Source organism: Enterococcus sp. AZ101, from assembly GCF_050499005.1.
Taxonomy (GTDB): Bacteria; Bacillota; Bacilli; order Lactobacillales; family Enterococcaceae; genus Enterococcus_L; species Enterococcus_L ureilyticus.
Window position 1 is genome coordinate 38,388 of record NZ_JBMHEZ010000003.1, and the last position, 11,864, is coordinate 50,251.

Consider the following 11,864-nt stretch of genomic DNA (forward strand, 5'->3'; position numbering starts at 1 on the left):
ATTATAATCCTTCTAGTAAAACATTTTTACGGATCCATTCATTTACGGCTGCTACCCCTTCTTGATCCTTTAAGTTAGTAAATAAAAAAGTATTATCTTCTCGAAAAACTTCGGTGTCTTTTTTCATGACATCTAAATCAGCACCAACATACGGAGCCAAATCGATTTTATTGATGATAAATAAATCACTCTTGATCATTCCTTGACCTGCTTTTCTAGGAATTTTTTCTCCTTGAGCCACATCAATAATATAAATAGAGGAATCGACTAATTCTGGACTAAACGTTGCGGCTAAATTATCCCCACCACTTTCCAAAAAAATTACATCTAAATCTTCAAATCGTTCTTCTAATTGTTCAATAGCTGCAAAATTCATTGATGCATCTTCACGAATTGCTGTATGTGGACATCCTCCAGTTTCTACACCGATAATACGATCTTCACTTAAAACAGAGTTATCACATAAGAATTTTGCATCTTCTTTTGTATAGATATCATTGGTTATTACTGCAACGTTCAAATCCTCATTCATTTGTCTAACTAAACGTTCAATAAGTAATGTTTTCCCTGATCCAACGGGTCCACCGACACCAATTATTACTGTTTTTTTCATCTGTTATTTCCTCCCTATGACATAAAAAGTCTGAATACTTGTGTTTCATGGTTAATTTGTGACAATTCGATTCCAGGTACATTGGCTCCTAAATAAGATGCGTCCAATTGCTTCATTTCTGCTACTATCTCTTCTAGAAGTGGGATTGTTCTTTGTAGAATTAATTGTCCGCTTTTTTGCCCTAGAGGGACTGCTCTGACAGCATTTTGAATCATCGTAGAATTTATACTATAGCCATAAAGTAAGATTGCTTCATCTGCGTCCAGTCCTTTATAATGAGCAAAAATAGCAAAAACAATCGCTGGATTTCCATAAACAGTAGCCTTTTTGATTTGTTGCTTATAATCATCTAGTAATGGAATATCATGTAAAGTTTGAACTAGGTCAATCATTTGCTTCGCAATCATTTTTGTCCCATTTCTTGTTTCAGCTGCTTGTGAGGAACATGTAATGATTTTATCGTATTCCCAAATTACTTCTATTTTTTCTTCTTCCAAAGCTTTAAAACAAAGATTTATAAGTAACCCTTCACCGTATTTAAATTGTGTTTTTAGATACGTATCTAACCAAATTTCAAAATCATCTGCATTCGTTATTTTATCTGTTCTCAAATAATTTTCCATACCAAAGGAATGATTGAATGTCCCAATAGGAAAAGTGGAATCGCAGACTTGTACAACATCTAAAAAATTTTCAAACCTTTTTTCATTAATGTTCATGCGACAAGTCCACATGTTTCAAAGCTTTTTTCAACTTGATTTTTTTAATCTCGTAGTCTATGTCCTTTTTATTTAAAAGATCAACTACAGTTGGATCTACTTCTAAAACAATTTTCCCGTCTTCTACAACAACAGGTTTATGTGTATTTCCAAGTAAGTGAGCAATTTCACCCATTTCATCCATCGTTGACGGTTTAATGATAATCATTTCTTCAGAGCGTACCGCAATGACTAAAATGTTATGGTCATCGACAAAAAAGATAGAACCATTACGCAACGCTTCACTTTCACTTGTTAATCGAATACCATAATCGTTGCCATGATCTGTGGTTACCCTTAAAATTCTTTTGTTTAAATCATCACTGTTTAATCTAACAGTTTCAACATGATATTTCGTAATATCATCGATTTCATCAAGATTTGAATCAATAGCTGTCAAAATCATATTCTTCCTCCTGTAATAACATATTGATAATTTAACAGAACAAAAGTGGCATTAGCTTCCTTAAAATTTCTTCTAAATGTATATAGATATCATTTTTTTAAAAGAATTTTTGATAGCTTGCCACTTTTGTCCCAGCATTTTTCTGTTTAGAATAGGTAATATCTTTGGCTTAACGCCACAGTGTCGACGGGATCACAAGTAATCAATTCGTCATCAATCTTCACATCAAATGTATGAGGGTCAACGGTAATCGTTTTTGGACTGAAATTATTTAATTTCATGTCTCGCTTGGTTAAGTTTCTTGTATTATGAACAGGTAAAACTACTTTTTCAAGTCCAATGTTTTCCTTGATTCCATGATCGTATGCAAACTGTGAAACGAATGTAATATTTGTGGCAGTCACAGCCTTGCCGCATGCCCCAAAGAGATCTCTCATTAGACGAGGTTGTGGTGTAGGTAGACTTGAACTTGCATCTCCCATCACACCATAACTAATCATGCCCATTTTTAAAACCATTTTGGGTTTTGCTCCAAACTTCGCTGGTTCCCAAATGACTAAATCAGCATATTTGCCTACTTCAACGGATCCGATATAATCTGATACACCGTTTGTGATGGCTGGATTTATTGTGTATTTCGCAATATATCGTTTGATCCGATTATTATCGTTAAATTCACTATCACCATCTAAAGGTCCACGTTGTTTTTTCATTTTATCTGCCAACTGCCAACAACGCATTGCAACTTCACCAACACGTCCCATAGCCATTGCATCAGAAGTCATAATACTTAGTGCACCCATATCATGTAAAACATCTTCTGCTGCAATCGTTTGTTTACGTACACGAGATTCTGCAAATGACACGTCTTCTGGTAATTTCGGATCCAAGTTATGACAAACCATGACCATATCAAATAGTTCACTGATTTCATTGATCGTATAAGGATTTGTTGGATTCGTTGATGAAGGCAACACATTATCGTGCCCCGCTACTACCATGATATCTGGTGCGTGTCCACCACCTGCACCTTCAGTATGGAATGTATGCACTGTTCGTCCTTGAAAAGCATCTAACGTATTTTGAACGAATCCCCCTTCATTAAGCGAATCAGTATGAACCGCAAATTGAACATCGTATTGATCAGCAGCTTTCAGTGAATTATCAATTCCAGCAGCAGTTGCGCCCCAATCTTCATGGTTTTTTATCGCCATGGCACCCGCTTCAATTTGTTCTGCAATCGTTTCAGGTACAGCACCCGCACCTTTTGCCATAACACCAATGTTGATCGGTAAGTTTTCGGCTGACTGAAGCATTCGTTCGATATGCCATTTACCAGGTGATGTAGTCGCTGAATTTGTTCCATCAGCTGGACCTGTTCCCCCACCGAATAATGTTGTAATGCCATTATCAAGTCCCGCTTGTGCTAAACCTGGTGAAATAAAATGAACATGAATATCCAATCCACCCGCTGTTACGATTAGACCCTCAGCAGAAATTGCTTCCGTACTAGCACCAACGACAAAGTCTATGTCATCCATATTATCTGGATTTCCGCCTTTACCAATGGCGATGATCTTACCATCGCGGATCCCTATATCCGCTTTAATAATTCCTGTATAGTCAATGATTGTTGCATTGGTGATAATTGTATCTACAACCAGTGGATTTGCTGCACGGGTTTCTGTAGCGCTTTGCCCCATGCCATCTCTCAAAACTTTTCCTCCACCAAACTTGCTTTCTTCACCGTGAATCGTATAATCCTTTTCAATTGCTGCAAATAAATCCGTATCTCCTAATCGAACACTATCCCCGACTATTGGGCCAAACATTTGCGCGTATTTACTTCTATCCATTTTAAAGCTCATATTTTTCCCTCTTTTCAGCTATTTTGTGCGGTCATCATCTAAAAAACCATTTATTTTATCATTGAAACCATAAATACGGCGTTTTCCACCTACGTCAATCAAATTCACTTTACGGGTTTCACCTGGTTCAAAGCGGATTGCAGTACCTGCAGGTATATCTAGACGTTTGCCTCTTGCTTTTTCACGATCAAATTTCAAGCCTTCTTCGTTTGCTTCATAGAAGTGAAAATGTGACCCCACCTGAACAGCTCGATCACCAACATTTTTCACCTCTAAAGTGATGGCATCATACCCTTCATTACATACAACTGGCTCTTTTGCTAACTTATATTCTCCTGGAATCATAACTTTTCCTCCTTCATCGAATCATTAAAATGAATTTATTGGATTGGATCATGAACGGTAACTAACTTTGTTCCATCTGGAAATGTTGCTTCTACTTGAATCATTGGAATCATTTCTGAAATACCTTCCATGACATCTTCTTTTGTTAAAAGATTTCTACCCTCGTTCATTAATTCAGAAACTGTTTTTCCTTCACGTGCGCCTTCTAAAATCAAATCCGTAATCAAAGCGACACTTTCTGGATGATTCAACTTTATTTTTTTGTCTTTTCTGCGTTGGGCAATCATTGCTGCCAAGCTGATCATCATTTTTTCTTGTTCTCTTGTTGTTAATTGCATAATAAATGCTCCCTTCTCATTTTATTTTGGCCATAAATCAAGTAGCATTAAGAATCCAGGAATCCAAGCAGTAATGATTCCTTCCCCTACCGATAGATAACCCACAAATTTCCCCAGATTTTTTCCGAGTGTATTTTCAAGAAATCCTGTAAACCAAAGAATTCCCCAGAGAAACCAAATTATTCCGTATAACGTATTTCCGCCATACCCATAAAAACATAATATTCCTGCTGGAATCGCGTTGATTGCTACAAATAAACTGAACCAGCCATAAAGCTTCTGATCTAAATCAAACATTGAATTAATTGCTGTATAGAGATACGTAAACGCAAATAATAAACCAGTCGCACTGGCATAAAACCACGATGAATCTTTATTCGCTACTATCCCGTAAGAAAGAGCTACCAGGTTTAAAAGTAAACTTAATCCACCTGTAAATAGATTCATCACCACGACTGATTTATCTTGTGTCCCTTGTAATCGGTAAAGACCATTGCTTATTAACACCATTCCTACATACAATAAAATAACACCAAGCATTTTTATCCTCCTATCTTCATTCAAATACGTTATTTATTAATTTATATACTATTTCTATACAATATACGTATAAAAGATTGTTTTATGGAAGCTTTGAAATGAGTAATCTATCAAAATAAGTAATTTTCCGATAAACCCCAACTAAATTTGCTGACTTAAAAATAACTTTATAACGATTTATTATATTCTACAAAAATTAAACTAGCTTGGTACACAAGCATTTAGCCCTAAAAAAAGGGAATTATTCTGCTCCATCGATCATTCATTCCCAATCGATTTTATGAATTATATCTTACTCCTGTATACTGAAATATACAAATATTTTTCACGTTTTTAAATTTTTTTAAGAATTAATATAAAATAAAAAAGTAGAGTTGCTACAACTTCTTGAGTTATAGCTACTCTACTTTTTTATAAAACGTTTGGTTATTTTACTCATAAAAAACTTATTCATTCATATTTTACTTCAACCAAATACAGCCCTTCTGGATGTGCAGTTGGTCCAGCTAAATTCCGATCTTTAGCGGCAATGATTTCAGGAATTCTTGTTTCATCCATTCGACCATTTCCCATTTTAAGAAGTGTTCCTACCAATATTCGGATCATCTTATACAAAAAACCATCTCCACGAAATGTAAAAACCAGTTCGTCTCCCGCTTCATTGATCTCAAGTCTTGCTTCATGAATCGTTCGAACTTTGTCCTCAATCTCGGTACCAGAAGCACAAAATGACGTAAAATCATGCGTTCCAACTAAATCAGTCAATGCTCTTCGAATCTTTTTAATATCCACTTCATAAGGAAAGTAGCTAGCGTAGAATCGTTTAAACGGACTTCTTGGTTTCCCGATATCTACCCGAAATTGATAGATCTTCTCAACAACATGATAACGAGCATGGAAATCATCTGGTACGATTTCTACACTTTTAACAGCGATATCTTCAGGTGTTTGAGTATCTAGAGCATAACGCATTTTTTCCAAATCTCTCGTCTGTGGATAATCAAAATGAATCACTTGTCCAGCGGCGTGAACCCCTGCATCTGTCCGACCAGAACCAAAAATCGTGATCGTTTTGCCGTTATTCATTTTTCTCAATGTCTTTTCAAGCTCTTCTTGGACAGTACGTCCATTTGGTTGAGCTTGAAAACCATTAAAATTTGTTCCGTCATACGCAATTATTGCTTTATAGCGTGGCATTTCTTTTCCACCTTTACTTCTAACTTCTCATAAAAATCAGCATTACAGTTAAGACTGCAAATACCAACATAACAGCTGTATCTGTTACCTGCCAATGAAGAATCCGATATTTTGTCCGGCCGTCCCCACCTTGGTAGCCACGTGCTTCCATCGCAGTTGCTAAATCTTCTGCTCGATTAAAACTACTCACAAATAACGGAATCAACAGCGGTACCACAGCTTTCATTTTTTGAATCAGGTTCCCTTCGCCAAAATCCACTCCACGAGCCCGTTGTGCATTCATGATCTTCTCTGTTTCATCCATCAAAGTTGGCACAAAACGCAACGCGATCGATAACATCAATGACACTTCATGCACAGGAAAACGAACTACCTTTAATGGACGCAATAAATATTCGATTGCATCTGAGAGGTCCAGAGGCGGTGTTGTCAATGTAAGTAATGTAGACATAAAGATAATCAACACAAACCGACAGAAAATAAATAATCCGTTGGTCACACCAAATTCAGTGATTGTAAAAATTCCCCACTTAAAGTAAACTTCTCCGCCTTGGGTAAACAACATCTGTAACGCAACCGTGAACAGAATCAACCAAATCAGCGGTTTGATTCCTCGAATAAAGAAACGGATATTCACTTTGGATAGAAAAATTGCAAATAATGTAAAAATAGCTAAAATACCGTATGTCTGCCAATTGTTCGCCAAAAAGATGATCCCAATAAAATAAAAGCTAGCAATCAATTTTGCGCGTGGGTCCATCCTATGAATAAAAGAATCTCCTGGAATATAGCGACCAAAAATCAATTTATTCATCATCCGTCTTCACCAGCCTTTTTCATGCCCTTTAATAAATCATCAGCCAGTGTTTCTGCCGTCAGAGGTAAGTCTTCAAAAGAGAGCCCTTTGGCAATTAATTTCTCTGCAAAAGTTGCAGCTGTTGGTACGCCTAATTGTTTTTCTTTCAACCAGTCGATATCTTGAAAGACCTCTTGAGGTGCACCTGCCTTCACGATTCTGCCTTTTTCTAATACTAAGACATGGTCTGCGTAGTTAGCTACATCATCCATTAAATGCGTCACTAAAACGATTGTCATGCCACGTTCTTCATGCAAACGCTGAAACATCTCCATCATTTCTTTACGTCCTTGCGGATCAAGTCCAGCTGTCGGTTCATCCAAAACGAGTACTTCTGGCTCCATCGCTAAAACACCAGCAATTGCCACACGTCGCATCTGACCACCAGAAAGTTCAAAAGGAGAACGGTCTAAAAAACTAGCGTCCAGTCCAACTAAATCAAGCATTTCAGCCGCTAATCTTGCAGCTTCTTCTCCTGCCACACCAAAATTCTTAGGCCCAAAAGCGATATCTTTCGCCACTGTTTCTTCGAATAATTGAGCTTCTGGAAACTGAAAAACAATACCGACTTTTTTACGTATCGGTTTTAAATTTTTATTATTTGTCTCAGGTACAATCGTTCGATCACCGATCGTCACAGTCCCTTTTGTCGGTTTTACCAAGGCATTTAAATGCTGTAGTAAGGTTGATTTTCCACTACCAGTATGCCCTACGATTGCAGTATAAGAACCGTCTTCTATTGTTAAATTTAAATCGAATAATGCTCGCTGTTCGAAGGGTGTGTTAGGTTGGTAGGTAAAATCTACTTGTTCAAAACGGATGTCCATAACCAATCCACCATCCTTTCTTCAGTCAAGTATTCGTTTGGTACATCGACTCCACGTTGCTTTAAGGCAATTTTTAATTTTTCTGGAAATGGTAGGTCTAAGCCCATCTGGATCAATTCAGTTCCAGCAGAGAAAATCTTCTCAGGTGTCCCTTCGCTGACTAACTTTCCTTGTTTCATTACTAAAATTCGATTAGCATTAGCTGCTTCATCAATATCATGCGTAATTGAAATCACAGTCAAATTACTTTCTTCTTTGATTTTTTTGATCGTCGCTATCACTTCATCACGACCTTCAGGATCCAACATACTAGTCGCTTCATCTAGAATAATAATATCAGGACGTAAAGCAACTACACCTGCAATTGCTACACGTTGCTTTTGTCCTCCTGATAACCTAGCAGGTTCACGTGTCGCAAAAGAGGCCATGCGTACTTTTTCTAAAGCATCTTTGACTCTTAAAACCATTTCTTCACGAGGAATTCCTTGATTTTCTAAGCCAAAGGCAACATCATCTTCTACTGTTGAGCCGACAAATTGGTTATCTGGATTTTGAAAGACCATTCCGACCATTTTGCGAATATCCCAGACATTCGTTTCATTTAATTCTTTACCACCGACGTTAATTGTGCCAGAAGCAGGTAATAATAGCCCATTGATTGTTTTTGCCAATGTTGATTTTCCTGACCCATTGTGCCCAATAATCGCAATCCACTCACCTTGTTGGATGGAAAAAGATACATCTTTCAAAGCGGGAGAAGCATCTTCAGGTTGATAGTTAAAATCGATATTTTTTAATTCAATTATCGGTTGCATCGCGTACTCCCTCAATTATTTAGTCTTACTAACACTAACAAAAAATCAGTGTTTTTTCAATCATCTTTTCTTTGCACTATTTTCTATTATAACAAATTAAGGGCTAATATGTGAATTCATATCTGTCAAGACAGTATTTTTTTAACGATTATTTTTTGTGCAACTAAACAAATAAGGATAGAAAAACTAAAAATCAGTCTTTTCTATCCTTGTACGTCAACTCATTGACTATTTATTTAAATATTCAAAAGCATATTGCGCATACAATTCTGCGCCAATCTCCATCGCATCTTCATCAACATTAAAACGACCATGATGATGGGCCCATTGGGTGTCTTTTTCTGGATTTCCACAACCAACTAAGGCAAAACATCCTGGTGTATTTTCAGTGAAGTAACTAAAATCCTCTCCACCAGTAGTCGGTGGTTCTTGGATTAGTGCAGCTTCACCAAAGTTTTCGGCGATAATACTTTGAGCAAATAATGCATCTTCTTCATCATTGACCACTGGAATCGTTCCATGATCATAATCAATGACAGCTGTGCCTCCGTACATCGCCGCAGTTTGCTCTGCATAGCGTTTTAGTGCTTTTTCCACACGATCACGCGTCTCAATGCTAAAACAACGTACAGTCCCCTCTAAACGAGCATTTTCAGCAATTACATTAAAACGAGTCCCTACATCCATTTTTCCTACTGTTACGACAACAGGATCTAGCGGATTAGTTTCTCTGGAAACCACTGTCTGTACATTCATCACAAAAGAAGAAGCCATTACAGCAGCATCTATACAAGCATCCGGCATTGCGCCATGTCCACCGCGTCCTTTGAAATCAATTGAAAAAATATCCGCTGAAGCAAATGATGAGCCGACAACACAAGAAGCTGTTCCAGAAAGCATTTGTGACCAGATATGCATCCCAAAAACATCGTCCACACCTTCCACTGCTCCTTGAGCGACCATAGCTTTAGCTCCTAGGGCATTTTCCTCTGAAGGCTGAAAAATAAACCGAACTGTTCCTTTGATTTTTGGCTGCACTTCTTTTAATGCTTTCGCTGCAGTCAAAAGCATTGCCGTATGTGCATCGTGACCACAGGCATGCATTTTGCCATCTTCTAAGGATTTGTAAGAAATTCCTTCTGACAATTCTTGTACAGGTAAAGCATCCATATCTGCTCGCAAAGCCACTGTTTTTCCAGGTTGACCGCCAACTAGTTCTGCAATAATTCCTGTAGGTTCAGTCTTACGATAGGGAATTCCAATTTTATCTAATGTTTCAGCAACTTTTTCAGTTGTTCTAAATTCTTCAAATTGCAATTCTGGATGTTGATGTAAATCTCTTCTAAAATCGATCATTTCTTCTTTATACTTTTGAACCAACGCTTTTAATTCGTTCATTTTATTCCCTCATTTCTATAAACTCAATAAAATACTTGAAAAGATCCCGGCAAGGACAACTGACACGATCGTAACGGTTATAAATCCTGCAACTAACATTGGCGGCATCATATGACTGGTCAGTGCTTCTTTTTCCTTTTCATCTTCAGTTAATGACTGAATGACTTCATTGGTAATAATATAATCTGCAGGAAAACCATATAAGGCTGTCAATGACACAGCAAATGCCATTTCTTTACTAACACCTAACAATTTTCCTACGATTGCTGAAAAGATATACATGCCGATCACCCCAATAATGATGATCCCGACCATGGGTAAGAATAATTCTTCTAGCATCTCTGGTGTCGCTTTTTTTAATCCATCAAAGATAAATAACATTAATCCTAAAATTGCAAAACCAAAACTATTCGCTTTTTTCAACGGTTGCTTTTCTAAAAAACCTAACGATGAGGCGACAACACCGAAAAATAAACATAATACAAACGGACTGATTGATAGAAAGGGCGCACACCACACTGAGACATAATAAGCCAATGTAGCCACAATTGCTAAACGAAAGATTCGTGAATAATCCGTATGATATTTTTTGGGAATGCCTTTAAACAATTTGGGAAGATCTTCATCACTCTCTGAGCTCTCGCTTGTTTCTTGTTCATGCGTTGGAACCCATTCACCACTACGGTATTTTTCAAGCATTCGCTTGCCTTCTTTCTTCAACATGATGGACGTTAAAGGATACCCGGCAAAGCCTTGCATTACATAAATCAAAATAGCCAATACTGATAACGATGTCAAGCCGGCAGTTTTGGCTGCTTCTGACATAATCAAAGATGAAACAACGCCTCCTACTAGTGGAGGAACGGCTACTAAAACTGTTTTAAAATCAAAAACAACTGAACCTGCGGTTAATAATAAAACAACGATGCCTAAAATTCCTGAAAGTGTGATCACAATGGTTTTCCATTGGTTTACTAGCTCTTTAACAGATAATAAAGTTCCCATATTCGTAATCAGTAAATACATCAATAAAGTAGCGACGACTGGTGGTATTCCAGCGATTTCAACAATATTTTCTGGAAAAAAAGTCCAGTAACCAATAACAAATAATACTGCACAAACAAAAACAGATGAAATCCATGCTTTTGTTTTACTTGAAACAACATCTCCAATATACAAGATGCCCACCAATAACGTGAACGCGGTCATTTGTGCCATATTACTCCCCCTTTTGAAACTCCTAGTGTTTTGTCAGAAAATTCCGACTAATGAAAGTATACTAAACTTTGCATCGGGATGCAATAAAATAACAAAAATAAAAAATCTATCGTTTAAACACAAAAAAACCTGAGAAAAATTCTCAGGACAAAAAAATACACCTTATACTATGATGAGTGCTTCCCTGTCAAACCAAGTTCGACAGGGAAAGCGTTGAGCTAGACTAGGAGTCGCCTCCAACATCATAACACTCTAAAAGAATCATCTATAAAGTGACGGTATAGTTTGATTATTTAACAAATTCAATAATTACCATTGGTGCTGCATCTCCGCGTCTTGGTTCTGTCTTCAAGATACGAGTGTAACCACCTTGGCGTTCAGCATAACGAGGTGCAAGGTCATTGAATAACTTTTGTAAAGCTGATTCAACAACGATTTTTTCGTCTTCTTCACGAACGCTAGCAACTTCATTGCGTACAAAAGTAGCTGCTTGACGACGAGCATGAAGATCGCCACGTTTGCCTAAAGTAATCATTTTTTCTGTAGTTGAACGAATTTCTTTCGCACGAGACTCAGTCGTAACGATACGTTCATTGATAATTAAATCAGTAGTTAAGTCACGCAGCATTGCCTTACGTTGGCTTGATGTGCGTCCTAATTTACGATAACCCACGTTGGTTTTCCT

Annotated in this window: 14 protein-coding genes; all 14 read right to left on the minus strand. The window is 37.3% G+C overall.

The window, feature by feature from the left end:
• Position 1 precedes the first annotated feature (1 nt).
• Positions 2 to 613, minus strand: coding sequence for an urease accessory protein UreG (gene ureG / locus IGJ50_RS14040; protein ID WP_069641212.1), 612 nt, complete (start codon positions 611 to 613; stop codon positions 2 to 4).
• 14 nt (positions 614 to 627) lie between these two features.
• Complete coding sequence (locus IGJ50_RS14045; protein ID WP_429951013.1) at positions 628 to 1,332, minus strand: urease accessory protein UreF; 705 nt, start codon at positions 1,330 to 1,332, stop codon at positions 628 to 630.
• A complete protein-coding gene (locus IGJ50_RS14050) occupies positions 1,322 to 1,777 on the minus strand; it encodes an urease accessory protein UreE (protein ID WP_069641210.1) in 456 nt (151 codons plus the stop codon). Before IGJ50_RS14050 ends, IGJ50_RS14045 begins: the two co-directional genes overlap by 11 nt.
• Before the next feature lie 146 nt (positions 1,778 to 1,923).
• A complete protein-coding gene (gene ureC / locus IGJ50_RS14055; protein ID WP_069641209.1) occupies positions 1,924 to 3,645 on the minus strand; it encodes an urease subunit alpha in 1,722 nt (573 codons plus the stop codon).
• Between the two features lie 18 nt (positions 3,646 to 3,663).
• A complete protein-coding gene (locus tag IGJ50_RS14060; protein WP_069641208.1) occupies positions 3,664 to 3,990 on the minus strand; it encodes an urease subunit beta in 327 nt (108 codons plus the stop codon).
• A gap of 35 nt (positions 3,991 to 4,025) precedes the next feature.
• Complete coding sequence (locus IGJ50_RS14065) at positions 4,026 to 4,328, minus strand: urease subunit gamma (protein WP_069641207.1); 303 nt, start codon at positions 4,326 to 4,328, stop codon at positions 4,026 to 4,028.
• Between the two features lie 21 nt (positions 4,329 to 4,349).
• The gene (locus IGJ50_RS14070; RefSeq protein WP_069641206.1) at positions 4,350 to 4,868 is read right to left on the minus strand and encodes an AmiS/UreI family transporter; all 519 of its coding nucleotides are present in this window, start codon (positions 4,866 to 4,868) and stop codon (positions 4,350 to 4,352) included.
• 450 nt (positions 4,869 to 5,318) lie between these two features.
• Positions 5,319 to 6,065 carry a tRNA pseudouridine(38-40) synthase TruA gene (truA, locus tag IGJ50_RS14075; protein WP_069641205.1) on the minus strand — a complete coding sequence of 249 codons (747 nt, stop codon included), beginning with the start codon at positions 6,063 to 6,065 and terminating at the stop codon, positions 5,319 to 5,321.
• Positions 6,066 to 6,084: 19 nt separating this feature from the next.
• Positions 6,085 to 6,882 carry an energy-coupling factor transporter transmembrane component T family protein gene (locus tag IGJ50_RS14080; RefSeq protein ID WP_069641204.1) on the minus strand — a complete coding sequence of 266 codons (798 nt, stop codon included), beginning with the start codon at positions 6,880 to 6,882 and terminating at the stop codon, positions 6,085 to 6,087.
• Positions 6,879 to 7,748: an energy-coupling factor ABC transporter ATP-binding protein gene (locus tag IGJ50_RS14085; protein WP_429951015.1), complete on the minus strand. Its 870-nt coding sequence runs from the start codon at positions 7,746 to 7,748 to the stop codon at positions 6,879 to 6,881. Before IGJ50_RS14085 ends, IGJ50_RS14080 begins: the two co-directional genes overlap by 4 nt.
• Positions 7,724 to 8,563: an energy-coupling factor ABC transporter ATP-binding protein gene (locus IGJ50_RS14090; protein ID WP_207120427.1), complete on the minus strand. Its 840-nt coding sequence runs from the start codon at positions 8,561 to 8,563 to the stop codon at positions 7,724 to 7,726. Before IGJ50_RS14090 ends, IGJ50_RS14085 begins: the two co-directional genes overlap by 25 nt.
• A gap of 228 nt (positions 8,564 to 8,791) precedes the next feature.
• Positions 8,792 to 9,961, minus strand: a complete 1,170-nt coding sequence (locus IGJ50_RS14095) for a M20 family metallopeptidase (RefSeq protein WP_069641201.1) — start codon at positions 9,959 to 9,961, stop codon at positions 8,792 to 8,794.
• A gap of 15 nt (positions 9,962 to 9,976) precedes the next feature.
• Positions 9,977 to 11,179: a hypothetical protein gene (locus IGJ50_RS14100; RefSeq protein WP_429951017.1), complete on the minus strand. Its 1,203-nt coding sequence runs from the start codon at positions 11,177 to 11,179 to the stop codon at positions 9,977 to 9,979.
• A 289-nt stretch (positions 11,180 to 11,468) separates the two neighbouring features.
• Positions 11,469 to 11,852 (minus strand): 50S ribosomal protein L17, encoded by a 384-nt coding sequence (gene rplQ, locus IGJ50_RS14105; protein ID WP_069641199.1) that lies wholly within the window; start codon positions 11,850 to 11,852, stop codon positions 11,469 to 11,471.
• Positions 11,853 to 11,864 lie beyond the last annotated feature (12 nt).